At 71.0% G+C, this 25470-nt stretch carries 22 protein-coding genes and 1 pseudogene; 14 read left to right on the top strand and 9 right to left on the bottom strand.

The window, feature by feature from the left end:
* Positions 1-107 precede the first annotated feature (107 nt).
* From FHR33_RS37870 to FHR33_RS37850, 5 genes are all read left to right on the top strand, one after another.
* On the top strand, positions 108-1736 hold the full coding sequence (locus tag FHR33_RS37870) for a sodium:solute symporter family protein (protein ID WP_183658377.1): 1629 nt from the start codon (positions 108-110) through the stop codon (positions 1734-1736).
* Positions 1733-1894, top strand: coding sequence for a hypothetical protein (locus tag FHR33_RS37865; protein ID WP_183658375.1), 162 nt, complete (start codon positions 1733-1735; stop codon positions 1892-1894). Before FHR33_RS37870 ends, FHR33_RS37865 begins: the two co-directional genes overlap by 4 nt.
* Positions 1895-1968: 74 nt before the next feature.
* Complete coding sequence (locus FHR33_RS37860; protein ID WP_183658372.1) at positions 1969-3012, top strand: AAA family ATPase; 1044 nt, start codon at positions 1969-1971, stop codon at positions 3010-3012.
* The gene (locus tag FHR33_RS37855; protein ID WP_183658369.1) at positions 3009-4076 is read left to right on the top strand and encodes a vWA domain-containing protein; all 1068 of its coding nucleotides are present in this window, start codon (positions 3009-3011) and stop codon (positions 4074-4076) included. Before FHR33_RS37860 ends, FHR33_RS37855 begins: the two co-directional genes overlap by 4 nt.
* Complete coding sequence (locus FHR33_RS37850) at positions 4073-4723, top strand: hypothetical protein (RefSeq protein ID WP_183658366.1); 651 nt, start codon at positions 4073-4075, stop codon at positions 4721-4723. The genes FHR33_RS37855 and FHR33_RS37850 overlap by 4 nt, the downstream gene beginning before the upstream one ends.
* Here the strand turns inward: FHR33_RS37850 and FHR33_RS37845 are convergent.
* A complete protein-coding gene (locus FHR33_RS37845) occupies positions 4717-4953 on the bottom strand; it encodes a hypothetical protein (protein ID WP_183658363.1) in 237 nt (78 codons plus the stop codon). The genes FHR33_RS37850 and FHR33_RS37845 overlap by 7 nt on opposite strands.
* Complete coding sequence (locus tag FHR33_RS37840; RefSeq protein WP_183658360.1) at positions 4950-5165, bottom strand: DUF6158 family protein; 216 nt, start codon at positions 5163-5165, stop codon at positions 4950-4952. Before FHR33_RS37840 ends, FHR33_RS37845 begins: the two co-directional genes overlap by 4 nt.
* Positions 5166-5263: 98 nt before the next feature.
* Here FHR33_RS37840 and FHR33_RS37835 point away from each other — a divergent pair, with 98 nt between their 5' ends.
* The 4 genes from FHR33_RS37835 to FHR33_RS37820 all read left to right on the top strand — a co-directional run bounded on the left by FHR33_RS37835 (position 5264) and on the right by FHR33_RS37820 (position 10969).
* Positions 5264-6193 carry a LysR family transcriptional regulator gene (locus FHR33_RS37835; protein WP_183658357.1) on the top strand — a complete coding sequence of 310 codons (930 nt, stop codon included), beginning with the start codon at positions 5264-5266 and terminating at the stop codon, positions 6191-6193.
* 87 nt (positions 6194-6280) lie between these two features.
* The gene (locus tag FHR33_RS37830) at positions 6281-7726 is read left to right on the top strand and encodes a S1 family peptidase (protein WP_183658354.1); all 1446 of its coding nucleotides are present in this window, start codon (positions 6281-6283) and stop codon (positions 7724-7726) included.
* A gap of 119 nt (positions 7727-7845) precedes the next feature.
* Positions 7846-8877 (top strand): LLM class flavin-dependent oxidoreductase, encoded by a 1032-nt coding sequence (locus FHR33_RS37825; protein WP_183658352.1) that lies wholly within the window; start codon positions 7846-7848, stop codon positions 8875-8877.
* 85 nt (positions 8878-8962) lie between these two features.
* Positions 8963-10969 (top strand): PQQ-binding-like beta-propeller repeat protein, encoded by a 2007-nt coding sequence (locus FHR33_RS37820; RefSeq protein ID WP_183658350.1) that lies wholly within the window; start codon positions 8963-8965, stop codon positions 10967-10969.
* A gap of 60 nt (positions 10970-11029) precedes the next feature.
* Here FHR33_RS37820 and FHR33_RS37815 read toward each other — a convergent pair whose 3' ends face one another.
* The 4 genes and pseudogenes from FHR33_RS37815 to FHR33_RS37800 all read right to left on the bottom strand — a co-directional run bounded on the left by FHR33_RS37815 (position 11030) and on the right by FHR33_RS37800 (position 19278).
* Positions 11030-11929, bottom strand: coding sequence for a CU044_5270 family protein (locus tag FHR33_RS37815; RefSeq protein ID WP_183658347.1), 900 nt, complete (start codon positions 11927-11929; stop codon positions 11030-11032).
* Positions 11922-12494 carry an RNA polymerase sigma factor gene (locus FHR33_RS37810; RefSeq protein WP_183658344.1) on the bottom strand — a complete coding sequence of 191 codons (573 nt, stop codon included), beginning with the start codon at positions 12492-12494 and terminating at the stop codon, positions 11922-11924. The genes FHR33_RS37815 and FHR33_RS37810 overlap by 8 nt, the downstream gene beginning before the upstream one ends.
* Before the next feature lie 139 nt (positions 12495-12633).
* Positions 12634-14967, bottom strand: coding sequence for a SpoIIE family protein phosphatase (locus FHR33_RS37805; RefSeq protein ID WP_246452308.1), 2334 nt, complete (start codon positions 14965-14967; stop codon positions 12634-12636).
* A 29-nt stretch (positions 14968-14996) separates the two neighbouring features.
* Positions 14997-19278, bottom strand: a pseudogene (locus tag FHR33_RS37800) (HAMP domain-containing protein).
* A 128-nt stretch (positions 19279-19406) separates the two neighbouring features.
* On the opposite strand from FHR33_RS37800, the gene FHR33_RS37795 reads away from it, so the two are divergent.
* Positions 19407-20609 carry a PP2C family protein-serine/threonine phosphatase gene (locus tag FHR33_RS37795; protein ID WP_312895901.1) on the top strand — a complete coding sequence of 401 codons (1203 nt, stop codon included), beginning with the start codon at positions 19407-19409 and terminating at the stop codon, positions 20607-20609.
* A gap of 36 nt (positions 20610-20645) precedes the next feature.
* Entirely contained in the window at positions 20646-21161 is a 516-nt protein-coding gene (locus FHR33_RS37790) for a MarR family winged helix-turn-helix transcriptional regulator (protein WP_183658338.1), read from the top strand.
* On the opposite strand, the gene FHR33_RS49370 is transcribed toward FHR33_RS37790, so the two are convergent.
* Positions 21136-21573, bottom strand: a complete 438-nt coding sequence (locus tag FHR33_RS49370; RefSeq protein WP_312895900.1) for an SAM-dependent methyltransferase — start codon at positions 21571-21573, stop codon at positions 21136-21138. The genes FHR33_RS37790 and FHR33_RS49370 overlap by 26 nt on opposite strands.
* Before the next feature lie 140 nt (positions 21574-21713).
* On the opposite strand from FHR33_RS49370, the gene FHR33_RS37780 reads away from it, so the two are divergent.
* The 3 genes from FHR33_RS37780 to FHR33_RS37775 all read left to right on the top strand — a co-directional run bounded on the left by FHR33_RS37780 (position 21714) and on the right by FHR33_RS37775 (position 23493).
* Complete coding sequence (locus FHR33_RS37780; protein WP_221241415.1) at positions 21714-22202, top strand: hypothetical protein; 489 nt, start codon at positions 21714-21716, stop codon at positions 22200-22202.
* Positions 22174-22449 (top strand): hypothetical protein, encoded by a 276-nt coding sequence (locus FHR33_RS49365; protein WP_221241414.1) that lies wholly within the window; start codon positions 22174-22176, stop codon positions 22447-22449. The genes FHR33_RS37780 and FHR33_RS49365 overlap by 29 nt, the downstream gene beginning before the upstream one ends.
* 219 nt (positions 22450-22668) lie before the next feature.
* Entirely contained in the window at positions 22669-23493 is an 825-nt protein-coding gene (locus tag FHR33_RS37775; RefSeq protein ID WP_183658336.1) for an NAD(P)H-binding protein, read from the top strand.
* Between the two features lie 117 nt (positions 23494-23610).
* On the opposite strand, the gene FHR33_RS37770 is transcribed toward FHR33_RS37775, so the two are convergent.
* Both FHR33_RS37770 and ppk2 read right to left on the bottom strand, forming a co-directional pair.
* Positions 23611-23967 carry a MerR family transcriptional regulator gene (locus tag FHR33_RS37770; protein WP_246452306.1) on the bottom strand — a complete coding sequence of 119 codons (357 nt, stop codon included), beginning with the start codon at positions 23965-23967 and terminating at the stop codon, positions 23611-23613.
* A 451-nt stretch (positions 23968-24418) separates the two neighbouring features.
* Complete coding sequence (ppk2, locus tag FHR33_RS37765) at positions 24419-25414, bottom strand: polyphosphate kinase 2 (RefSeq protein ID WP_312895899.1); 996 nt, start codon at positions 25412-25414, stop codon at positions 24419-24421.
* Positions 25415-25470 lie beyond the last annotated feature (56 nt).

The following is a 25470-nucleotide window of genomic DNA, read 5'->3' as shown; positions in this document are numbered from 1 at the left end:
TGAGTTGCCGTGTCAGGAGTGGCGGTACCCTCCCCTTTGGCGGGGGCGTGCGAACTTGTCACATTTTTGCCAGGTGATGCGGTGATTTTCCGGGGTAGCGGGCTGCGGTGCGACTCGACGTCAACCTGCTGGACTACGCCCTCATCGCGATCTACTTCGCCACCGTGCTGGCCATCGGGTTCGCCGCCCGCCGTCGGATCACCACCAGCCTCGACTTCTTCCTCGCGGGACGTGGGTTACCCGCGTGGATCACCGGACTCGCCTTCGTCTCGGCGAACCTGGGCGCGATCGAGATCCTCGGCATGGCGGCCAACGGCGCCCAGTACGGCGCGATGACCGTGCACTTCTACTGGATCGGCGCGATCCCCGCGATGGTCTTCCTCGGCATCGTGATGATGCCCTTCTACTACCGCTCCAAGGTCAGGAGCGTCCCCGAGTTCCTGCGCAGGCGCTTCAACGGCGCCACCCAGCTGCTCAACGCGATCACCTTCGCGGTGGCGCAGATCCTCATCGCGGGCGTGAACCTCTACGCGCTCGCGCTGGTCATGGAGGCCCTGCTGGGCTGGCCGCTGCCGGTCTCCGTGGTCGTCTCCGCGGTGATCGTGCTGTCCTACATCACGCTCGGCGGCCTGTCCTCGGCGATCTACAACGAGGTGCTGCAGTTCTTCGTGATCCTGGCGGGACTGATCCCGCTGACCGTCCTCGGCCTGATCAAGGTCGGCGGCGTGTCGGGCCTGTTCGAGAAGGTACGGCAGAGCCCGCTCGGTGAGGGCGGCCTGCACACCTGGGCGGGCACCGCGGGCGACAACCCCATGCACGCCCACTGGATCGGCATCGTCTTCGGGCTCGGCTTCGTGCTGTCCTTCGGCTACTGGACCACGAACTTCGCCGAGGTGCAGCGGGCCCTGTCGGCGCGCAACACCAACGCCGCCAGGCTCACCCCGATCATCGCCGCGTACCCGAAGATCTTCATCCCGCTGGTGACGGTGCTGCCCGGCCTGATCGCGCTGGTGCTCTTCGGCGATCTCGGGCAGGACAGGGCCTACAACGACGCCATCCCGCTGCTGATGGGCGACCTGCTGCCCAACGGCGTGCTGGGCGTCGCGGTCACCGGGCTGCTGGCCTCCTTCATGGCGGGCATGGCGGCCAACATCAGCGGGTTCAACACGGTCTTCACCAACGACATCTGGCAGGCGCACCTCGTCAAGGACCGCCCCGACGGCTACTACCTGCGGGTCGGCAGGATCGCCACCGTCGTCGGCGTGTTCATGGGCGTCGGGACGGCGTTCATCGCCGCCGGCTACAGCAACATCATGAACTACCTGCAGGCGCTGTTCTCCTTCTTCAACGCGCCGCTGTTCGCGACGTTCATCGTCGGGCTGTTCTGGAAGCGGATGACGCCGTGGGCGGGCTTCTGGGGCCTGCTGGCGGGGACGCTGGCCGCCTTCACCTCCTACATCCTCTACAAGTCCGGCGTGGTCGCGTTCGGCACCGAGCTCAACGCCAGCTTCTGGGGCGCGGGCATCGCCTTCGGCGTCGACGTGCTCGTGTCGGTGGTCGTCACCCTGGTCACCACGGCGAAGCCGGACTCGGAGCTGCGCGGGCTGGTCTACGGGCTCACGGTCGACCTCGAGGACGACGCGCTCGCGGGAGACGCGAAGTGGTACCGCTCCCCCGTCCTGCTCGGCGCGGGGGCGGTCGTCCTGGCCATCGCGATGTACGGAGTGATCCTGTGAAGGACATCAGGCTGGTGATCGGCGGGCTCTTCCTGGTCTACGGGGTGATCCTGATCGTGGCGGGGGTGTTCGGCACCCCCGTCAACCTCTGGACGGGCATCTCCATGGCGGTCGTGGGCGGCGTCTTCCTCGTCTGGTCCCGCATCCGGCCCATCTGACCACGTTGACAAAACCTCTGTGCGTCAACCAGAGTTGACGTCAACATCAGTTGACGCACAGAGGTGGAACCACCATGGACGCGCTGGCCGTCGCCGTCACCGCCAACCTCCCTGTCATCCTGTGGGGCGCGCCGGGAACGGGGAAGACCTCCTCCGTCCTGGCGCTGGGAGCGAGCCTCGGGCTCCCCGTCGAGGTGGTCGTCGGCTCCATCAGGGAGCCCAGCGACTTCGCGGGCCTTCCCGTGATCAGAGAGGGCGGCACCTGGCTCGCGCCGCCCCGCTGGGCCGAGCGGCTGGCCAGGGCGGGGCGCGGCATCCTGTTCCTCGACGAGCTGACCACCGCGCCGCCCGCCGTCCAGGCCGCGATGCTCAGAGTCGTGCTCGAGAGGACCGTGGGCGACCTGGCCCTTCCCGGTGAGGTGCGCATCGTCGCCGCGGCCAACCCGCCCGAGCAGGCCGCCGACGGGTGGGAGCTGTCCGCCCCGCTGGCCAACCGGCTGATCCACCTCGACTGGCGGGTGAGCGCGGTCTCGGTGGCCGAGGGCTTCACGGGCGGCTTCGCCGTGCCGGAGGTGGGGGCATGGCCCGTGCCTTCGCCCGCGGCGGTGGGCCGGGCGAAGGCGCTGGTGGGTGCGTTCCTGCGGGTGCGGCCCGAGCTCGTGCTCGCCGTTCCCGACGGGCCTGCGAGGGCGTGGCCGAGCCCGCGCACGTGGGAGCTGGCCGCGATCGCGGTGGCCTGCGCGCACGGTGAGGTCGCGGCCGAGCTGGTGCGGGGGGCGGTGGGCGACGCGGCGGGCTTCGAACTGCTGTCGTGGCTGCGCGACCTCGACCTGCCCGACCCCGAGACGCTGCTGTCCGATCCCGGTGCGCCGCTGCCCGAGCGGCTCGACAGGGTGCATGCGGTCCTCGGCTCGGTGGTGGCCTACGTGGCCGCCGACGGCGGAGCGGAGACCTGGCAGCGGGCCTGGCCGCTCATCGCGAGGGTCGCCCGCCGTACGCCTGACGTGGCGGCGGGGGCGGCGCGGTCGCTGGCGGCCGCCCGCCCGTACGGCGCGCAGCTGCCCTCCGCGATGCTGGAGCTGGCCCCGATCCTGCGCGCGGCGGGACTGCTGCGATGAGCGGGGGCACGAGCGTGATGGAGCGCTTCGCGGCGGCGCGACTGCTGGCGGCCACCCGCGCGCCCTACCTGGCCTCCGCGCTGTTCGCGCTGACCCCCCTGGTCCACGAGGACGCCGAGGGCGCGTGCGCCGACGCCAACTGGAACCTGCACCTCGGCCCGGGACCCGTGCCAGTGGAGGAGCTGGCCTGGTCGCTGCTGCACCAGGTCGGGCACCTGCTGCGCGGGCACCTCGGCGTGGGAGAGGACGGCCCCCGCTGGAACACGGCGCACGACGCGGAGATCAACGACGACCTCGACGGCGCGCCCGCCACGGCGGTCACCCCCGACAGGCTGGGCCTGCCGAGCGGCCTGATGGCCGCCGAGTACCACCGGCTGCTCGACCTCATCGACGTGCCGCCCGAGCTGGAGGCCTGCGCCGGCGCGCCGTTCACCGGGCCGGCCGTCATGTCCGCGCTTGAACGCGACCTGCTGGCCAGGGCGGTCGCCTCCCGGATCAGAGGCGAGGCGCCGTACGGCTGGCGGCGCTGGGCCGAGTCGATCCTGCGCCCGCAGGCCGACTGGCGGGTCGTGCTGGCCGCGCTCGTACGGCGTGGCCTCGCCCAGGCCTCCGGCAGGGTCGACTACAGCTACCGGCGCCCCTCCAGGCGCAACGTCCAGGGCGTCGTGCTGCCCTCGCTGGTACGGCCCCTGCCGCGCGTCGTCGTCCTGGTCGACACCTCGGGCAGCGTCACCGAGCCCGCGCTGCGGCGGGTGCTCGGCGAGATCGACGGCATCCTGCGCGCCTGCGGAACGGGGCAGGTCGAGGTGGTCTGCTGCGACGCGGCGGCCCATCCGGTCCAGCGGGTCACCAGGGCCGCGGACGTCGAGCTGGTGGGAGGCGGGGGCACCGATCTGCGGGCCGGGTTCGAGGCGGCGCGCGCTCTGAGGCCGGATGTGCTGATCGCCCTCACCGACGGCGACACCCCGTGGCCCGAACGCCGTCCGCGTGCGCAGGTGATCGTCTGCCTGCTGGAGGAGCGCCCCACTCCCCCGTGGGCGCGCGTGGTGCGGGTGGCGGCATGAGAGAGAGCGAGTGGGAGGGGTTCACGCAGGGGGAGATGCGGCGCTGGCGGCACGCGGGCTTCGAACCCGCGCACGCCTCCGCGTGGAGGGAAGCGGGCGTGGACGATCCCGGCGACGCCAGGCTCTGGCGCACGGCGGGGGCCACGCCCGAGACCGTCATCACCTGGCAGCGGGCGGGGATGACGCCCACCGAGGCGGTGCGCTGGCACGAGCTGGGCGTGGCTCCGCACGACGCGGCCAGGAGGCACCTGTGCGGCGAGCGGCCGAGGAGGGTGTCGTGGTTCTCCAAGGCCCCCGCCGTGCCCGCGGGCCCGATCAGGCAGCTGCTGCGCGCGGGGATCCCCGCCGACGTCGCGCGCGGGTACGCCGACGCCGGGTGGGACGGGCAGGAGGCCGAGCAGTGGGCCAGGCGCAGGATCGACCCCGGTGACGCGCGGCTGTTCGCCGCCCTGGGCTTCACCGCGGCGGAGGCCGCGCGCGTGGGCGTCGACGCGGTCTCGCTCGTCACCTCGTGGTGGGGGGCGGTGCCGGTCGAGGAGGTCGCCGCCTGGTGCGCGGCGGGTATGGACCCCGTCGAGGCCGCGGCCCAGCGGGCCCGAGGGGTCACCGCCGAGCAGGCCGCGGTGCTGAGGGCCCTGGGTCAGTAGTCGACCTCGAAGTCGTGACGACCCAGCGTGAACCCGTCGCCGCTGGGCACCACCTGGCCTCTCTCCACGAGGGTGGCCAGGCTGGCCCGCGTCTGCTCCTCGGTCAGACCCGTCATCCCGGCCACGCCCGGCAGCGACGCCGTCTCGCCGCCGACCGCGATCGCCGCGACGGCCTCGTAGACGGTCAGGTCGGTGCCGGACAGGGACTGGACGTCGTGGGGCCTGCTCACCTGGCCCTCGCCCCCTCCCTCAACCGTCCGGGGTCGATGTCGCGGTCGGGGTGGCGGCGCAGGTACTCGCTCTCCAGCTCGTTGGTGCGCGAGGTGTGCCGGGCCAGCGCGTCGTCGGGCCCGTGCATGAGCGCCTCCATCCTCGTCTGGTAGAGGTGTGCCAGCTCGCGCATCAGGTCGTCTTCCGAAAGGTCCTTTGGATCGATTCCCATGCCTCTTCACCTACCCGGAGAACCCTCCCCACAACATCCGTCAATTTTCCTGACATATGGGGATTGCGGGGACGTTGTGGCGGTTTTACGTTCCCGGTATGGACCTCGAGCTCCGGCACCTCAAGATCGTCCGAGCGGTCGCGGAGTCGGGCAGCGTCAGCAAGGCGGCGACCCGGCTCGGGGTGGCCCAGCCGGCGCTGACCGCCCAGCTCAAACGCATCGAGCGCGCGCTCGGTGGCACGCTCTTCGAGCGTGACCGCTACGGCGCGAGGCCCACGCCGCTCGGCGAGCTCGTGCTCTCGCGCGCTCGCGTGCTGCTTCCCGCCGCGCAGGAACTGCAGGACGAGGCGCTGCGCTTCGCCAACGCCACGGAGGGCGGCTACCGCATCGGCGCGACCAACGGGCCCGTCCTCGGCGGCCTGGTGGACCGGCTGGCCGCGGCCGGTCCCGTCAGCACCTACACCTCATGGTCGGCGCGCGAGCTGGCCTCGATGATCGCCCAGGGCAGGCTCGACTACGTCCTGGCGGGCGCGTGCGGCGAGGGACCGCCCGCCGGGGACATCACCTGGATCACCATCGCGATCGACCCCGTCTTCGTCCTGCTCGCCGAGGACCACCGGCTGGCGGGAGCGAAGGAGCTGGCCTTATCCGACCTGGCGGACGAACAGTGGGCCGTCACCCCCGGCGACGGCTGCTTCGGCGACTGCTTCGCCGCCGCCTGCACACGGGCGGGGTTCACCCCCTCCACCATGTACGAGACCGACGTGGCCACCTGCGTCCACCTGGCCCAGGTGGGCAGGGCGGTGGTGCTGTGCCAGGCCACCCACCCCTTCGCCCAGGGCCTGGTGATGGTGCCGCTCGCGGGCGCTCCGCTGCGGTGGCGTCAGGTCCTCGGCCACCACCCGGCCTCTCCCTGCGCGTCGTGGGTGGCCGAGCACGCCAAGGCCGCCCACGCCGACGCCGTACGGCGCAGCCCCGTCTACCACGACTGGCTGGTGCGCAACCCCGGCTGGGGCACCTCCCCATAACACCGCGATAGGGGTGAAGTGGTAGCTCCTCCGCCGTCTGGACGGCCGTTACGTTGACGGCACCCCCAGCAAGCGAAGGAGACCCCCATGCTTCGCACCCGCACGCTGATCGCCATCGCGATCGGCGCGTTAGCGCTGACCGCCACCCCCGCGGTCGCCTCGGCCCCGGCGGGCAACCCGCCCGACGGACTGGTCAAGGCCATGCAGCGCGACCTGAACCTCACAGAGGAGCAGGCGAAGAAGCGTCTGGTCAACGAGCAGAAGGCCGGCCGTACCGCACCAGGGCTCGCCAAGCGCCTGGGCGCCGACTACGCGGGCGCCTGGGTCGAGGGCCCCGAGAGCACGCTCGTCGTCGCCACCACCAACCCGTCTCAGCGCCGAGTCTCCGGCGCCGAGCTCAGGGTCGTCGCCCACTCCATGGCCAAGCTCGACGCCGCCAAGGAGGCCCTCGACAAGGCGGCGGACAAGGCCCCCAAGACCGCGCCGGTCTGGTACGTCGACGTGCCCACCAACAGCGTCGTGATCCTCTCCTCCGTGCCCGCCGACGCCGAGGCGTTCATCGCGGCCAGCGGCGCCGACAAGGCGCTCATCAGGGTGGAGCAGTCGAGCGAGCAGCCCGTGCCCTACGCCGACATCCGCGGCGGCGACGCCTACTACATCGGCAGCGGCTCGCGCTGCTCGGTCGGCTTCTCCGTCACCAAGCCCGGCACCAACGGCGGCTTCGTCACCGCAGGACACTGCGGGAGCGTCGGCGCCACCACCCGGGGCGCCAACCAGCAGGCCCAGGGCACCTTCCGCGGCTCGTCCTTCCCCGGCAACGACTACGCCTGGGTCGAGGTCAACACCAGCTGGACCCCCGTCGGCGTCGTGAACGGCTACAGCGCGGGCATCATCCCGGTCAACGGCTCCACCGTCGCGCCCGTCGGCTCCTCCATCTGCAGGGCCGGATCGACCACCGGCTGGCACTGCGGCACCGTGCAGCAGCTCAACACCAGCGTCACCTACCCCCAGGGCACCGTCAACGAGGTGACCAGGACCAGCGTGTGCGCCGAGCCAGGAGACTCCGGCGGCTCCTACATCTCGGGCAACCAGGCCCAGGGCGTCACCTCGGGCGGCTCGGGCAACTGCAGCTCCGGCGGCACCACCTACTTCCAGCCGGTCAACGAGATCCTCTCGGCGTACGGGCTCACCCTGGTCACCGGCGGCGGCAACCCGCCCACCGGCTGCCAGAACTACCGCGAGACCTACAACGGGTCGCTGGCCAGTGGCGCCAACCAGTACCAGCCGAACAACTCCTACTACCAGTCGACCGTGTCCGGCACCCACGCCGGCTGCCTGGACGGCCCCAGCGGCGTCGACTTCGACCTCTACCTGCAGAAGTGGAACGGCTCCTCGTGGGCCACGGTCGCCACGAGCGACAGCCCCAACCCTGACGAATCGATCAGCTACAACGGCTCGGCGGGCTACTACCGTTACCGCGTGCACGCCTACAGCGGCTCAGGCTCCTACACCCTCGGAGTGAACCGCCCGTAAGCCCCCTCCCTCCAGCCGGCGGCCGTCCCCCAGGGGGGCGGCCGCCGCCTGCTGTCCGGCGAAGGCGACGGGCGGAGCGGAAATGGAATAACCCTCCGTTTTCCCTGGTTGCCCGAGGAATGACCGATCAGATCAGGGGCCTCGCGCGAGGCGAGGCCGACGTCCCCCTGTCCATCCTCGACCTGGCCACCGTCAGCGAGGGCGGCACCGCCACCGACGCCCTGCGCACCAGCACCGAGCTCGTACGGCACGCCGAGCGATGGGGGTACCACCGCTACTGGGTGGCCGAGCACCACGGCATGCCGAGCGTGGCCAGCTCCTCCCCCGCGGTCCTGATCGCGCACCTCGCGGCCAACTCCGAGAGCATCCGCCTCGGTTCCGGCGGCGTCATGCTGCCCAACCACCCGCCGCTCATCGTGGCCGAGCAGTTCGCCACCCTGCACGCCCTGCATCCCGGCCGCATCGACCTCGGACTCGGCCGCGCCCCCGGCACCGATCCCGCCACCGCGAGCGCGATGCGCAGGGGCGACGCCGACGCCTTCCCCGAGGAGGTCTCCGCCCTGACCGCCTTCCTCGACGGCGAGGCGCCCGGCGGCCTGCAGTCCTACCCGCTCAACGCCGACCGCCCGCCCATCTGGCTGCTGGGCTCCAGCGGCTTCAGCGCCCAGCTGGCGGGGCTGCTCGGCCTGCCCTTCGCCTTCGCCCACCACTTCAGCGCGGAGAACACCGAGCCGGCGCTCGACCTCTACCGCTCGACGTTCCGCCCTTCGCGGTGGCTCGACAGGCCGTACGCGATGATCGGCGTGAGCGCCGTCGCCGCCGACAGCTCCGAGCAGGCGCTCCGCCTGTCGCGCACGCTCGCCCTCGCCATGCTCCGCCTGCGCCGCGGGCGGCCCTCGCCCATTCCCTCGCCAGAGGAGGCGGAGGCCTACCCGTACTCCGACGTCGAGCAGACCTTCGTCGACGGCTACCTCCGCAACGTCGTCAAGGGCACGGGCGCGGAGGTCCGCGCGGGGCTGGGCGCCCTGCGCGAGCGCACGCGGGCCGACGAGCTGATGATCACCACCGGCGTGTACGGCGGCGCCAACCGCATCCGCTCCTACGAGCTGATCGCCGAGGCGCACAAGCTCAAGGCATCCGGCGACGCCTGACGGAGCAGACCGGCTTCCTCCAGATTCGGTCTGAACCGGAATCCAGGTCTTGACGACACCAAGACCGGTTCTTAGGTTTCCGGTCATGACCTTAATTCGCAGGCTGATCGCGGCCGGGATGGCGGCCACCGCCGTGTTCACCGCGTCCCCCGCCTACGCCGCGCCTCCCGTCATCGAGGACCTCGGCGTTCCCCTGCAGGACGTGCTCCTCCTCGGCGGCGTCGTCGCGCCGGGCCCCGGCGGCAAGACCGTGATCTGGAGCGCCTCCTCGGGAGTCCCCGCCCACCTGAACGCCGTCGACCCCGCCACAGGGGCCGAGGTGGCCAGGTTCGACCTGCCGGACGCGGGCGGGGCGTGGGCGGTCGACGCCACCCCAGACGGCAGCGTCTACGCCGGCACCTACGGCGACAGCCACCTGTTCCGCTGGACGGAGAAGGACGGCGTCAAGGACCTCGGCAACCCCCTGCGGGGTGAGACCTTCGTCTGGACGCTGGCCGCGGGCGAGGGCGCCACCGTCTACGGCGGCACGTCGCCGGGCGGCAGGCTGTTCGGCTACGACCCGGCGACCGGTGTACGCGACTACGGCAGGCTCTCCCCCTCGCACGCCTACGTCCGCAGCGTCTCCTACGCCGACGGCAAGATCTACGCGGGAACGGAGGCCCCCGCCGCGCTCTTCGAGATCGACGCGGCCGGCGGCGCCGTCAGGCAGCTGCCCCTGCCGCCCGGCCTCGACCCCGCGGGCAAGTGGGCCTACGACGTGAACGTGGCGGCGGGCCATCTCTACGTGCGGTTCGGCGGCGCCTTCCCCGGTCCGCTGCACGTGTGGGACCTCGCCTCCGGCACATGGATCGACACGGTGGACCCCGCGCACGGCCTGGACGTGTCACCCCCCGACGAGGAGGGGCGCGTCTATTTCGTCAAGGCGGGCGAGCTGGTGCGCTACGACCCGAGGACGAAGACCACCACGCCGACGGGCGTGCCGGTCACCGGCAGGGTCGCCAACACCCGGGGCATCGGCTGGGCCGAGCTCGGCCTGCCCGACTACCCCGGCAAGAGCCTCGTGGGCCTGCTGTGGCGGGGCATGATGTTCCGTTACAACCCGCAGACCGGCGCCAAGTCGTTCGTCCAGTCCGGCATCAGGGGCGAGCCGATCGACGTGACGGCGCTGTCGCAGGGCCCCGACGGGCGCATGTACGCGGGAGGCTTCCTCAACGGCGGCTTCGCCGCGATGAACGCCGAGACGGGCAAGGCCGAGGAGTTCCACACCTTCTCGCAGAGCGAGGACATGGTCAGCCACGACGGCAGGCTCTACGTCGGCGCCTACCCCGACGCCAGGGTCTACTCCTACGATCCGAAGCTGCCGTGGAACAGCACCGAGTACTCCCCGAGCCCCGAGCCTGGCCCCGCGCCCAACCCGGCCAGGCTGTTCGACCTCGCGGCCGACAAGCAGATCAGACCGAGGGCCATGGTGTCCGCGGGCCGGTACCTGGCCGTCGGCACCATGCCGGACCTCGGCCACCTCGGCGGCGTGCTGGCCATCTGGGACCCGGTCGAGGGCAGGCTCAGGCACTCCCAGCGCAACGTGGTCACCGACCAGTCGATCGTCTCGCTCGCCTACCGCGACGGCGTCGTCTACGGCGGCACCTCCATCTACAGTGGCCAGTCGGCCACCCCGCCCACCCAGAAGGAGGCCAGGCTCTTCGCCTGGTCGGTGGCGGAGAACAGGATGCTGTGGGAGATCACCCCCGCTCCTGGCAAGCCTGCCGTCCCGGCTCTGGCCTTCGACTCCCTGGGCAGGCTGTGGGGCGTCGCGGGCGGCGAGGTCTTCGCCGTCAACACCCACCTGCGCAAGGTGGTCAAGCGGGTCACGCTGTCCGACAGCAAGAGCTCCAGCGGGCAGCTCGCGTTCAACCCCCGTGATCGCCGGCTGTACGGCGCGCACGCGGGACGCTCGGTCTTCTCCCTCGACCCGTTCACCGGGCGGCACGCCGTCCTGAAGGACGGACCCGTGCACCAGCTCGCGGTGCACGGGTCAGGAGACGTGTACTTCGCTGAGGGCCCCAAGCTGTTCAGGTATCACCAGGGGCGGTGATCCGCGTTCGCCAGGGCGACGGGGCCACCGTCCTCGTCGCCCTGCCGTCCGCCGGGCGGCCTACTCGGGCAGCTCGTCCGTCCACCCGGCGAGGAGCTTCGCGCTGCCGTCCGGCACCCAGGCCACCCCGCCGTCCGTGGTGACGAAGAAGTTGGCGTCGCGGACCTGCGAGCTCCCGGGATCGACGACCAGCCGCGCCTGCCTCACCTGGCTCCCCTCCGGCAAGGAGATGAGCAGGCCCTGCCCGCCCTCGACCGCTCCGAGGCTCTCGACGTTCGGGTAGGCGGCGATCGCGCGAAAGGCGGCGGCGCGAACCTCCGGCGGGGCGGGCAACTGGCACACCAGGGAGATCAGCCCGTCGAAGACGAACTGCTCCCGCATGGCGGCGTCCGGCCGTCCGGCGCTGGTCCTGACGTCGCTCCGCTCCAGGTTGCCGGCGATCCACGCCTTCAGCGCGTCGGGCTCGGTAGGCAGCCCCTCGAGCTGCTCGAAGCTCACCTCGGGCCCGCCCAGCCTGAACGGGACGGGCCGGTGGATCTCGACCACCTCGCCCTCCGTCTTCGCTCCCCTGAACCAGGCCCTGCCGTCGCGGCTGGTCCAGCTCTCGAAGGGCGAACCCTCTCTCGTGTCCGTCCTGACGTGCCAGTAGGCGCCCGTGCCCTCGGGGACCCGCTCCGCCGTGGCGGCGGCCGTGAGCAGGACGTCGCGGGCGGACAGCTGGGCGGCGGCGGGCGGGCTGTTCGGGGTGGCCGTGGGCGCGGTCGTCCCCGAGACGATCACCACCGCAGCCGCGGCCGCCGCGGCCGTCAGGCCGAGGCCGCTGATCAGCAGGCTCGGCCTCCTGTACACGCGGACCGGTCCTCGGATCCTGCGCTGGAGCCGCCGCCTGCTGCGCTCGACCACCTCGGCGGACGGCTCGGGCCTGGCCAGCACGGTGGCGAGAGTCTGCAGGTCATCCATGGACTGCCTCCTGGTCGATGACGTCGTGGAGCTTCGCGCGGGCGCGGCTGAGCCTGGAGCCCACGGTGCCTGGGGAGATGCCGAGCGCCTCGGCCACCTCGTCGTAGCTGAGCTGGCCAAGGGCGACGAGCAGCACGACATCGCGCTCGCCCCTGGGCAGCGTGGCGAGCGCCTTGGCCAGCTGCGGCTGCATGCGCTGGGCGGCCACCGAGGTGACGACCCGGTTCTCGTGCCCCTCGGCCGCCGGTTCGGGGCCCAGACGGGACAGCGCCCGGTAGTGGCGGGCCTCCTTGCGCCGGTGACGCGCCACCAGGTTGGTGGCGATGCCGAACAGCCAGGGCCGCAGGCTGCCGCGTCCTGGATCGAAGCTGCCGCGCCTGCTGAAGGCGGTCAGGAACGTCTCGGCGGCGATGTCCTCTGCCGCCTGTGCGTCCAGCCGTCCGGCCACGTAGAGATAGATGTCGCGAAAGTGCCTGTCGTGCACGACGGTGAACAGCTCGGGGTCGCGCGCGAACCCGGCCGCGAGCTCGGCGTCCGTCACCTGTTCGCCCACGTCGGCGGTCACGTCGCGGTCTCGGTCATGTGCGGGTGCCTCCGGGTGAAGGATCGACTGTCACCCACACTTCGCCGCACGCGCGAATCGTCTTCCGCCGCCTGCCGACGACGTCATCCCACGGGAACGGCCGCCCGTGGTCGGCGGAGGGTCAGCGCAGGCCGACGCCGATGAGGCAGGTGTCGTCGTCGGTGTCGGAGCGGTTGTTCGCGAGCAGGTGGTCCAGCCGCTCCTCCAGGCTGGGGGCGCGCCGGCTGGCCGAGACGAGGAGCTGGCGCTGGGTGTCCTCCAGCGTCGTGTCCGTCCGCTCGATCAGGCCGTCGGTGTACATCAGCAGCGTGTCCTCGCGCTGCAGCTCGATGCGGCCCTCCTCGAAGTCGGCCTCGCTCACCGCGCCCAGCAGGATCCCGCCGATCATGGGCAGCTCGGCGGCCCTGTCCTCGCGGATCAGGATGGGCGGCAGATGCCCGGCCCTGGCCCAGCGCAGCACCCTGGTCTCGGGGTTGTAGAGCGCGCAGACCGCGGTCGCCGTGATGTTGTCGATCATCTGGTGCGTGACGAGGTTCAGCCAGGACATCAGCTGGGCCGGCCCCGCTCCGGTGACGGCCAGCCCTCGCAGGGCGTTGCGCAGGATGACCATGCCGGTGGCCGCCTCGATGCCGTGCCCTGCGACGTCGCCCACCGACAGCAGGATCTGCTTGGACGGCAGGACCATGGCGTCGTACCAGTCGCCGCCGACAAGGTGCTCCTTCTCCGCGGGGCGGTAGCGGACGGCGATCTGCAGGTCGAAGGCGTCCATGGGCCCCCGGGTGGGCGGCATGATCGCCTGCTGCAGCTGGAGCGCCAGGCGGTTCTGCTCGGCGGCCTGCTGCTCGGTCTGGACGAGCTGGTCCTGCGTGGCCGCCAGCGCCACCTCGGTCCAGTGCTGTGCGGAGATGTCCTGGAAGGCGCCGCGGATGGCCAGCAGCGTGGCACGGTCGTCGAAGACCGGCTCGGCGATGACGCGGATGTGACGGCTGATGCCGTCGGGCCGCAGGAGCCTGAAGGTGAGCGAGGCGGGGCGCCGGTGGTGCAGCAGCGCGCGCAGGAAGCGCCCGACCTCGGGGACGTCGTCGGGGTGGGCGTGCTCGGCCAGCCTGTCGATCGGGATGGGCGCGGCCGACCGCTCGAGGCCGTAGAGCTCGAACAGCTGCTCGTTCCAGGTGATCTCACCGAGGACGGCGTCCTCCTCGAAGCCGCCGATGCGGCCGAGGCGCTGGGCGTGCTGGAGCAGCCTGGCCAGACGGGTCGTCTCGTCGAGTATCGCCCAGACCACCAGCACGCCGCCGCCCTGGCGGCTGAGGCTGAGGCGCATGACGACGCTCAGCGGCACCTGGTCGACGAGCGTGGTGAGCGCCATCCGGTCGGCGCGGAACGGCTCGCCCGTGGCGTAGACGTGCTGGACCTTCTCGTAGATGCCGCCGTCGCCCGCCAGCAGCGGATAGGTCTCCAGCAGCATCGTGCCGACGACCTCGCCCCTCGGACGGCCCGCAGGGTCGAGGAAGGGGCCGTTGGCGTGGCTGATGTGGAAGTCGACCAGGTGACCCTGGCCGTCGAGGTGGGGCGTCAGGACCAGGGCGGGATCGTGCAGGCCGTCGGCCAGGTCCACCAGCTCGGAGTAGGCGTCGCCGGCGGGGACGGGCAACTCGCCCGCGGGCACTTCGAGGGTGTGGGCGACCAGCTCGGCCAGCGCCTCCACCTGCTTGCGGATCTGCGGCGACGGCGGTTCGAGGTCATGCGGCCAGGCGATCTCGAGCACGCCAAGCAACCGGCCCCCCGTGCCCGCGGGCACGGTGACGCGCCCTCCCGACAGCTGCCGGTGCCCGATCGTGGGCAGCCCGGCATGCCTGAGCGAGTCGAACCAGACCGTGCTGCGCTCGGTCAGCGCCTTGCGCGCCGCCGTGGTGACCCCTGGCGGCACGTAGTGCCACCGCCTGGCCTCCTCGCTGCTGAAGCCCGCGTAACCGGCCAGGCTGAGCGAGGCGTCAGGCCCGGCGGCCCACACGGCGACGGCCGTGGCGCCGAGCGGTCCCAGCGCGTGCTCGAGGAGCGAGACGGCCACCGCCTGGGTGTCGGGGGCGTGCACGATCCCGGTCTCGGCGGCGCGCAGCCGTACCGCGGAGCTGCGGGTCTCCGCCGGCGGGGCCTCGCCGAGGAACTCGCTCGCCACATAGGCCAGCCGGTCGCGCGCGGCCTGGTTGATCAGGTCGACAGCCAGCTCCAGAGGCGAGACGCCGGCCTCCTCCGCCAGCGTGGCGAGCTGCTGGGCCGCCTGCGTCGGGCCGCACTGCAGCCGTTCGATCAGGATGCCCCTGGCGAGCTCGATCAGCGCACGACCGTCCGCCGCCTGCTGGGCCTCCTGCACCTCACGGCGCAGGCGTTCGATCGTGGCCGCGAGCCTGCCGATTCCGGCATGCTCGCCTCCCGGCGTGGACGAAGACTGCAATCTCTGACTCCTGTGCTGGTCGGGGCGGCTCAGGCGCTGATCCATCGCTGGATGAGGCGCAGGAGATGATCGGTCTCGACGGGCTTGGTGACATAGTCACTGGACCCCGAGGCCAGGCTCTTCTCCTGGTCGCCAGGCATGGCCTTGGCGGTCACGGCGATGATCGGCAGATCCTTGTACTGTGGCATCGCCCTGATCGCGGAGGTCGCCGCGTAGCCGTCCATCTCCGGCATCATCACATCCATCAGGACGATGTCGATCTCAGGATGGGCCACCAGCGTGTCGATGCCCTTGCGGCCGTCCTCGGCGTGCAGCACCCGCATGCCGTGGATCTCCAGGATGCTGGTCAGCGCGAACAGGTTGCGGGTGTCGTCGTCGACGACCAGCACGGTACGGCCGGCCAGCGTGCCGTCCTCCTCGCCGCGGCCGGCGGGCTCGCCGCTCTCCTTCTCCGAGCGCACCAGCGGCAGCACGTCGCCCGGCTGCTCGGCCGTCAGGTGCAGGGCGATGCGCTCACGCAGCTCGTCAAGGCTGGACAGCAGTTCCAGCGGCTGGGAGTCGGCGCGCGACTGCAGCGACTGCTCCTGCGCGGGATCCATCCGCCAGTTGTTGTAGGCCAGGACCGGCACGCCGCGCAGGGCGGCGTCGCCGTCGATGGCATCGAGCAGGCCGAAGGCCGCCCTGTCCGGCATGTCGAGGTCGAGGACGATGCAGTGGCAGGGGTCGGCGGCCAGCGTGGCGGCCGCCTCCTGCGCGCCCGCGGCGCTCACGATCTCCACGGCTCCGTGGGAGTTGCCGACGTCGCGGTTGGCCAGGTCCGTCAGGACGCTCTCCGCCACCAGCGACAGCAGGCCGCGCGGCCGTCCCTCGACCACGAGCAGCCTGCGCTGCTGTGAGGGCGGCTGGACGACGGCGGGCAGCTCCTGCCCTGCGCCGCGCTCCTCGGCCTCGCTGTGCGCCGTGAACGGCGCCGTGTCAGCGGGCTGCTCGGTGAAGTCGGGCCTGGCGACCGGCAGGAACAGCGTGAAGGTGCTGCCCTGGCCAGGCGCGCTCTGCGCGGTGATCGCGCCGCCGAGCAGGTAGGCGATCTCACGGCTGATGGACAGACCGAGGCCCGTGCCGCCGTACTTGCGGCTGGTGGTGCCGTCGGCCTGCTGGAAGGCGCCGAAGATCACCTCCAGCTGCTGCTCGCCGATGCCGATGCCGGTGTCGATGACCCTGAAGGCGATCGCCGGGCCGTGCGGCCTGACGCTGGAGGGCAGCTGCGCCTTCGGCGCGGGTTCGATGCGCAGTTCGACGCTGCCCGTCTCGGTGAACTTCACCGCGTTGGACAGCAGGTTGCGCAACACCTGGCGGAGCCTGGAGTCGTCGGTGATCAGGCTGTCGGGCACGCCCGGCGCCGTCGTGATGCGGAACTCGAGGCTCTTGTCCGTCGTCATCGGCCTGAAGGTGGCCTCGACGTAGTCGTGCAGCTGGCGCAGCGAGACCCGCTCGGGGCTGATGTCCATCTTGCCCGCCTCGACCTTCGACAGGTCGAGGATGTCGTTGATGAGCTGGAGCAGGTCCGAGCCCGCCGAGTGGATGACGCTGGCGTACTCGACCTGCTTGGCGGTCAGGTTGCGCGTGGGGTTCTGGGCCAGCAGCTGGGCGAGGATGAGCAGCGAGTTGAGCGGCGTGCGCAGCTCGTGGCTCATGTTGGCCAGGAACTCGCTCTTGTACTTCGAGGCGAGCGACAGCTGCTGCGCGCGGTCCTCGAGCTCCTGCCTGGCCTGTTCGATCTCCAGGTTCTTGGTCTCGATGTCCTGGTTCTGCGAGGCGAGCAGCGCCGCCTTCTCCTCGAGCTCGGCGTTGGAGCGCCGCAGCTCCTCCTGCTGGTTCTGCAGCTCCTCCGAGCGGGTCTGGAGCTCGGCCGTCAGCCGCTGCGACTCCACCAGCAGCTCGTCGGTGCGGGCGTTGGCGACGATGGTGTTGACGTTGACACCGATCGTCTCCATCAGCTGGTCGAGGAAGGCGCGGTGCACGGGCGTGAAGGAGGAGAGCGAGGCCAGCTCGATGACGCCGAGCACCTGCTCCTCCACCACGATCGGCAGCAGGATCAGCGAGGTGGGCACCGTCTCGCCGAGGCCGGAGGAGACCGTGACGTAGTCGCGCGGGATCTGGTCCATGGCGATCGTCCTGCGGGTGCGGGCGGCCTGGCCGACCAGCGACTCGCCCATCCTGAACCTGGTGGCACTGTCGCCGGCGGGGAAGCCGTAGGCGCTGATGAGCTGCAACTCGGTGCCCGTGGACGTCTCCTCCGCCAGGAAGAAGGCGCCGAACTGGGCCGACACGAGCGGCGCCAGCTCGTTCATCACCAGCTCCGCCACCGTGGCCAGGTCGCGGTGGCCCTGCATGAGCCCCGACATGCGGGCCAGGTTGGACTTGAGCCAGTCCTGGTCCTCGTTGGCCTTGGTGGTGTCGCGCAGCGACTTCACCATCGAGTTGATGTTGTCCTTGAGCTCGGCCACCTCGCCCGAGGCGTCGACGGTGATGGAGCGGGTCAAGTCTCCCGAGGTGACGGCGCTGGTCACCTCGGCGATGGCGCGCACCTGGCGGGTGAGGTTGCCCGCGAGCTCGTTGACGTTCTCCGTCAGCCGCTTCCAGGTGCCGGACACGCCCTCGACCTCGGCCTGGCCGCCCAGCCTTCCCTCGCTGCCGACCTCGCGGGCCACCCTGGTGACCTCCGCGGCGAAGGACGACAGCTGGTCGACCATCGTGTTGATGGTGGTCTTGAGCTCCAGGATCTCGCCGCGGGCGTCCACGTCGATCTTCCTGGTGAGGTCGCCCCTGGCCACGGCGGTGGTGACCTGGGCGATGCTGCGCACCTGGTTGGTCAGGTTGTCGGCCATGGAGTTGACGTTGTCGGTGAGGTCCTTCCAGGTCCCCGCGACGTTGGGCACGCGGGGCCTGGCCGCCGAGCTGGCCCTCGGTGCCGACCTCGCGGGCCACGCGGGTCACCTCGTCGGCGAAGGCGCTGAGGGTGTCGACCATCGTGTTGATGGTCTGCGCGAGGGCCGCCACCTCGCCCTTGGCCTCGACGATGATCTTCTGCGACAGGTCGCCCTTGGCCACCGCGGTCGCCACCTGGGCGATGCTGCGCACCTGGTTGGTCAGGTTGGAGGCCATGAAGTTGACGTTGTCGGTGAGGTCCTTCCAGGTGCCGGAGACGCCGCGCACGGTGGCCTGACCGCCGAGCTGGCCCTCCGTGCCGACCTCGCGGGCCACCCGGGTCACCTCGTCGGCGAAGGCCGAGAGCTGGTCGACCATCGTGTTGATGGTCTCCTTCAGCTCGAGGATCTCGCCGCGGGCGTCGACCCTGATCTTCTGCGACAGGTCGCCCTTGGCGACGGCGGTGGTGACCTCGGCGATACTGCGCACCTGGGCGGTGAGGTTGTCGGCCATGACGTTGACCGACTCGGTCAGCGCCTTCCAGGTGCCGGAGACGCCCTTGACGTCGGCCTGGCCGCCCAGCCTTCCCTCGGTGCCCACCTCGCGGGCCACGCGGGTCACCTCGTCGGCGAAGGACGACAGCTGGTCGACCATCGTGTTCAGGGTGTTCTTCAGCTCGAGGATCTCGCCGCGCGCCGAGACGGTGATCTTCTGCGACAGGTCGCCCCGCGCCACGGCGGTGGCCACCTGCGAGATGTTGCGGACCTGGGCGGTGAGGTTGCCCGCCATGTAGTTGACGGAGTCGGTGAGGTCGCGCCAGGTGCCTGCCACGCCCTTGACGTCGGCCTGGCCGCCGAGCTGACCCTCGGTGCCCACCTCGCGGGCGACCCTGGTGACCTCGTCGGCGAAGGAGGACAGCTGGTCGACCATCGTGTTGACGGTGTTCTTCAGCTCGAGGATCTCGCCGCGGGCGTCGACCGTGATCTTCTGCGACAGATCGCCCTTGGCCACCGCCGTGGTGACCTCGGCGATGCTGCGCACCTGGTCGGTGAGGTTGCCCGCCATGGCGTTGACGGACTCGGTGAGGTCCTTCCACGTCCCGGACACGCCTGGCACGTCGGCCTGGCCGCCGAGCCTTCCGTCGGTGCCGACCTCGCGGGCCACGCGGGTCACCTCGGAGGTGAACAGCGACAGCTGGTCGACCATGCCGTTGAAGACCTGCGCGATCTCGCCGAGCAGCCCATCGGCGTCGCCGGGCAGGCGCGTGCCGAAGTCGCCGTCCCTGACCGCGGTCAGACCTGCAAGCAACTGTCGGAGTTCGAGCTCTCCGGCGTCGCCGACCTGCCGAGTTCCCGACCGGCTTCCACTCACCCTGTCGCCCATCCCCTCGCTATCCTTGCCATAGGGCAAATATACGGCCAGGAGATTAGTCCAGGTGATCGCTATTGGACAATTCGCTCCCTCAACGGTATTTGCTAGAGGCAACAACCTCCCATGTGACGAGGAAGAACGTGGCTATCAGCAATGGCCTGAGCGCCGTCTACGAGGCTCTCCACTCGGCCGCGCCGTACGCGCTGGCGGAGGTGGTCCGCGACGCGCTCGTCGCTCATACGCCCGTGCAGAGCGCGGAACTGCTGCTGGCCGACTACGCGCTGGTCGCGCTGAGACCCGTGCTCGACACGCCCGTTCTCGGCGACGACGAGATCCGTATCGACTCCAGCGACGCGGGCCGCGCCTTCGCCTCCCAGCAGGCGCAATGGGAGGAATCTCACAGCACGCTCCACCTGCCGGTCACGGCGTGCGGCGAGCGTTTCGGCGTGCTCAGCGTCCGCCTGCCCATCGCGCCCGAGCTCGACGACGTCGGCGAGCTCCTGGAGGTGGCCGAGGCCCTCGGCCACGGCCTGCGCGGCGCGGACCGTCTCACCGACCGCTACCAGCGGGCCCGCCGCATGGCCAGGATGACGCTGGCCGCCGAGATGCAGTGGGGGCTGCTGCCCGGCTACGGCCACACGGGCAAGGGCTACCGCCTCGCCGGCCAGCTCGAACCGGCCTACGCCGTCTACGGCGACAACTTCGACTGGAGTTGCGACCCCGACTCGCTCGGGCTCTCGATCACCAACGGCATGGGCGAGGGCATGCGGGCGGCGCTGCTGACCACGCTCGCCGTCACCGCCCTGCGCAACGCCCGCAGGTCGGGGGCGGGCCTGGAAGAGCAGGCCGGCCTCGCCGACGAGGCGATCTACGCGCAGTACGGCGGGCGCGAGTACGTCTCGACCCTCCTGCTGCGCTTCGAGGCCGCCACCGGCCAGCTGTTCGCCGTCGACGCGGGATCGCCCAGGCTAATCCGCCTGCGCGGACTCGACGTCGAGACCATCAAGTTCGACCAGCAACTGCCCCTCGGCATGTTCGGCAACACCACCTACGTCGAGCAGTCCGTGTCGCTCCAGCCCGGCGACAGGATGGTCGTCATCAGCGACGGGGTCTACGGGGCGCGCTCCTCGGCCGAGGAGCAGTTCGGCGAGGCGCTCCTCGAGTCCGTCGTCAGATCCACCCGGCTGCAACCGGCCGACGAGGCCGTCAGGACAATGATTCGTGGCATGCTGACGTTCAGGGAAGGCGTCGACGTCTTCGACGACGCCGTCGTGGTGTGCCTCGACTGGACCGCCGACCAGACCGTCGAAGCCCTTCCCCCCGCGAGGGGAGATGCTGTCTGAGGTGCCCCCGCACCCTGCCCGAACTGGAATCGCCGTATGAACGACCATCGTGAGCTCGGTCACCTCGATCCCGCGACCGGCGCCGCCGTCGAGAACGCCGCCGCCGCTCTGGTCGCTGTCTGGGCCTCCTCCCGACAGACCGCGGCCACCAAGGTCTCCTCCATCCAGATGCAGGCGCTCCTGACCATCGAACGCCACCAGGAGGTCAACCTGGCCAGGCTCGGTGAGGCCCTGGGCGCGCTGCCCTCCTCCACCAGCCGCCTGTGCGACCGGCTGGAGGCCACGGGATGGGTGCGCCGCTCGGTCTCCCCCGACGACCGGCGCGAGCTGACCATCGGCCTCACCCCGTCGGGAAAGGCCCTGCTGGAGGAGTTGCGCGCCCGGCGCCGCGACGACCTCGCCAGGGTCGTGGACGAGATGCCGCCCGAGGCCCGCAAGGCCCTGCTGCGCGGTCTACGGGCGTTCACCGCGGCCGCGGACCGGGTCACCGCGCAGACGAGCGACCGCTCCGACGACAACTGGACCATCATCGCCGGACGGTTCCTCGCCTGACGGTTCCCCTGCGCGCGGGCGGCCCTCCGGCTCCTTCCAGGCGGCCCCGGCCGCTTCCGGGCGGCCCTCTGGCTCCTTCCGAGCCGCCCCCGGGTACTTCCGAGCGGCCCCGGCTACTTCCGGGCGGCCCGGCTACTTCCGGGCGGTCACCAGGGCGAAGGAGAGGAACGATCCACAGGTCGGCCGCCACGACCTCCACGCCGAACTCACGGGCCAGGAACACCGAGGTCGCCCCCATGCCCGAGCCGAGGTCGAGCACCCGCATGCCCGGCTTCAGTCCGAGGTCCGCCGACAGGTCCTCCAGCAGCCACAGCGGGTTCGGCCCCATGTCCAGGCCCACCCGCCACGCGGGGCCGAACAGGGAGGAGCCGGGGTAGACGTCGGGACGGACGAGGTTGCTCAGCGCGGTCACAGCGCCGCATTCCACCACTTCGGCTCCGGCGTCCGCGATCCGATATCCCGTGGCCCCGCTCGCCCCGCCGTCGGCCTTTCCCCCTGGACGACGCGCTAGGGTTCCGCCCTGATCGTTGCCCATGAGGAAGGCGGGAGCCCATGCACATCCAGAACCTCTCGGCCCGGCCGGACCTTCTCGAGCCCGCGCTGCGCCTCGGCGACATCGGCAGCGAGTTCATGCAGCACGACCCCGTGGCGATCCTGACCAGGGCCAGGCGCCTGGCCGAGCGCTGGCCCGAGTTCTTCCTGGTGGTGCTCGACGGTGACGTCCCCGTGGCGAGGGCGGTCAGCGTGCCGCTGGCGTTCCCGACGCCCGAGCGTGAGCACCTGCCCGACCACGGCTGGGACGGCGCCATCATCTGGGCGGTGGAGGACGCTCTCGACGGCAGGGCGCCGACCGCGCTGAGCGCGCTGGACGTCCAGGTCGCCGCGGACCGCAGGGGTGCGGGCATCGCGGCCGTCGCGCTGAACGGGCTGCGCGAACAGGCCAGGGCCAGCGGCCTGGACAGGCTGGTGGTCCCACCGCCCGACGGGCAAGACCCGCCACCCCATGCTGTCCATGGAGGAGTACCTCTCCAGGCGGCGTGAGGACGGCCTGTCCGAGGACCCGTGGCTGCGCGCGCACGAACGGCTCGGCGCCCGCTTCGTCAAGGTGGCGCCGTTCGCCATGACGATCACGGGAACGCTCGACCAGTGGCACGAGTGGACGGGCTCGGCCCTCAAGCCTGGCCCCAACGCGGTCGAGGGCGGCATCGCCCCCGTGCTGGCCTCCCCCGAGCAGAACCTCGGCGTGTACGTCGAGGCCAACGTGTGGCTGGAGCATCCCCTGACGTGACGGCGGTCTGCCTTGCCGACGATCCGAGGCGCCTCAGAACGGCCGGCCGCGGTCACCCCGGAACACGGACCACCGAGCTCTGGCGCTGATCACGGCCCCCGCCGCAGGCGCGCACGTGAAGAATCGACACGAGACGACCGCGTATGAATGGCGGATTTCAGCGCATTGGTCATCTTCTTGGCCCCTCCTACTGTTGACGCCAAGGAGAGAGGATCTTCCATGGGACAGCGCATTCTGGTCACGGGGGCGACGGGCACGGTCGGCAGGGAGGTGGTGGCGCACCTGCTGGAGGCGGGGACGCGGGTGCGCGCGCTGGCGCGGGGGCCCGCCGACCTTCCCCCGGCCGCGGAGATCGTGCGCGGCGATCTGACCGTGCCCGGCTCCGTTCGCGCCGCCGCCGAGGGCGCTGACGGGCTGTTCCTGCTGTGGCCCTTCGCCTCGGCGGAGGGTCTGGAGCAGGTGCTGGCCGAGGTGGCCGGGCACGTCGGCAGGGTGGTCTACCTGTCGTCCGCGGCGGTGCGCGACAACGAACGCCAGGCCGAGCAGTTGATCGAACGCTCAGGCATGGCGTGGACGTTCCTGCGCCCGCACGCCTTCGCGGCCAACGCCCTGCGCTGGGCAGAGCAGATCCGCGGAGGGGACGCGGTGCGGGAGCCGTACGGCCGGGCCGCCGTGTCCCCTGTGCACGAGCGGGACATCGCCGCCGTCGCGGCGCGGGCGCTGACGCGGGACGGGCACGCCGGCGCCGTCCACGAGCTGACGGGGCCGCACTCGCTGACCCAGTCCGAGCAGGCCCGCGTCATCGGCGAGGTGATCGGCCGCCCGGTGCGATGGGAGGAGGCCGCTCCGCAGGAGGCCAGGCGGCAGATGCTGGATCGTGGCTGGCCGCCAGAAATTGTGGACGACGTCCTGCGCGCCCAGGCCGGGGCGACCACCGGCCCCGCGCGGGTCACCGCCACGGTCGAGCAGGTCACCGGCGTCGCGGCGCGCACGTTCCGTTCGTGGGTGGCAGAGCACGCGCACGCCTTCCGCGCCCGCCCGTAGGGCCTGGGGCGTCGCGGGTTTCCCTCGCCACGCCCCTGCCGGGGCCGCGCACGTCGTGACCCGCGACGATCCCGCGGCCGGCAGGGATCGTCAGCCTGGTCGACGCGCGTGAGCCGTTCAGCGACCCTGCCGGTCGCCGTGAAGCGCTCTGGACCGGCGCAGTTCGGCGTTGATGCGCAACGCCTCGGCCAGCTGGTCCTCAAGAATGATGATGCGGCACGCGGCCTCCAGGCCGGTGCCCTGGTCGACCAGCTCGCGCGCCCTGGCCGCCAGGCGCAGCTGGTAGCGCGAGTAGCGACGATGGCCGCCTTCGGAACGTCGCGGCTCGATCAGTTTGGCGGCGCCCAGCGCACGCAGGAAAGCAGGGGTGACACCCACCATCTCGGCGGCCGTTCCCATGCTGTAGGCGGGGTAGTCCTCGTCATCGAACCTGTCGTCGGACCTGGCGCCCGATGCCATGACCGCTTGATCCATAAAACCTTCCCACACGCCGACGGGGGCCCCGGCGCCATGCGCCGGGGCCCGATTGAGGTTCAACACCATCTGTCGGCCAGTTGGCCGAGTTTTCTTCTTCCGCATCATCCGCGCGGAGCGCGGGCGTGATGCGGGGATCGCGAATGTGTGACCGTAGACCACCGTCCTTACTGTGGAACTCCGGTACCCGTGCGGCCTGACTTCGCCTGCGACGGGCGATCCCGATGGCGTTCAACTCTCCCTTCTGTTCTTCTCTTCGATCCGTACGACGGCGCCGCGTCCACGCGTCGGGGGCCCTTACCACTGCCTTGCCCCTTGCACGTCCGGCGCGGCGTATCCACGCTCGTCCGGCAGGCCTCGTCGTCCTGCTGTGTCGTGCCTGCCCTCGTGGATCCGTTCCTTGCGATGGAAAAACACTATCGCGACGACGAGCCAATGTCTACTTCAGCCACTATAGATTTTCTTCATCACGGGAGTCCGGGCTGCTGCGGTCCTCCTCCAGGACGTCGGCGGCCGTGCGGATGATGAGCGGGTCCGGCACGCCGACCACCTCGTGGTTCTTGCCGTCATAGTCGAAGCGGCTCAGAACGTGGCGGATCGCTTCGATGCGCGCGCGCTTCTTGTCGTTGCTCTTGATGACCACCCACGGGGCGTGGTCGGTGTCGGTGTGGAGGAACATGTCCTCCTTGGCCTCGGTGTACTCGTCCCACTTCTGGCGGGAGGCCAGGTCCATGGGCGACAGCTTCCAGCGCCTGACCGGGTCGATGCCGCGGATGATGAAGCGGGTCAGCTGTTCGCCGCGGGAGACCGAGAACCAGAACTTGATCAGATGGATGCCGTCCTCGACGAGCATCTGCTCCAGCATCGGCGCCTGCCGCAGGAACTGCAGATACTCGGCGGCGGTGCAGAAGCCCATCACCCTTTCGACGCCTGCGCGGTTGTACCAGGAGCGGTCGAAGAAGACCATCTCTCCCTGCGCGGGCAGGTGGGCGATATAGCGCTGGAAGTACCACTGGGCGCTCTCGCGCGAGCCCGGCTTGTCCAGCGCGACCACGGAGGCGCCGCGCGGGTTGAGATGCTCCTGGAAGCGCTTGATCGTGCCGCCCTTGCCCGCGGCGTCGCGCCCCTCGAACAGGATCACCAGCCTGACGCCGTTGTCCTTGATCCAGTACTGCAGCTTCACCAGCTCGATCTGCAGCTGCCGCTTGATCCGCGCGTACTCGTCGCGATCCATGCGGGTGTCGTAGGGGTAGTGCTCCCGCCAGGTGTCGACGGCGTTGCCGATCCGATCGACCAGGACGGGGTCGTCATCGTCGTCGTCGATCACCCGCAGCTGCGAAAGGTCCTTGAGCAGCTCACTCGAGGCCACCACCGCCTTGCCGAGCCGTCCGGCGGCAAGAAGCCCGCCGCCGTCGGCCTTGTCCGTCTCATGCACCACATCGCCCACGGCGCCTGCCCTACCCCGAGCACCCCAAGCGACACGCGCGGGTCAAAGCGGACATC

The organism is Nonomuraea dietziae (genome assembly GCF_014195505.1).
Taxonomy (GTDB): domain Bacteria; phylum Actinomycetota; class Actinomycetes; order Streptosporangiales; family Streptosporangiaceae; genus Nonomuraea; species Nonomuraea roseola.
This window is presented reverse-complemented; position numbering and strand designations above follow the sequence as displayed.